The 313-nt window shown below is 49.2% G+C and carries 2 tRNA genes; both read right to left on the bottom strand.

Going from position 1 to position 313, the window contains the following annotated elements:
* Position 1: 1 nt before the first annotated feature.
* A tRNA-Gln gene (locus AC0IXC_RS29165) sits at positions 2–76 on the bottom strand.
* Positions 77–141: 65 nt separating this feature from the next.
* Positions 142–225 (bottom strand) — tRNA-Tyr (locus AC0IXC_RS29160).
* Between the last annotated feature and the right edge of the window lie 88 nt (positions 226–313).

The raw sequence follows: 313 nt of genomic DNA, 5'->3' as shown, positions 1-313 counted from the left end.
ATGGCTGGGCTAGCTGGATTCGAACCAGCGCATGACGGAGTCAAAGTCCGTTGCCTTACCGCTTGGCTATAGCCCATTAATATTTACTAGTATGGTTATCTTTTCAAAAAAATAAACCCTCTCAGGTTATTTTAAAGAAAATGGTGGAGGGGGGCAGATTCGAACTGCCGAACCCAAAGGAGCGGATTTACAGTCCGCCGCGTTTAGCCACTTCGCTACCCCTCCGACATTTAAAAATATATGGTGGAGGATGACGGGATCGAACCGCCGACCCCCTGCTTGTAAGGCAGGTGCTCTCCCAGCTGAGCTAATC

The organism is Bacillus sp. AC266, assembly GCF_979253805.1.
Note: the sequence above shows the minus strand (reverse complement) of the source record. Positions and strands in the feature narration are given on the sequence as shown.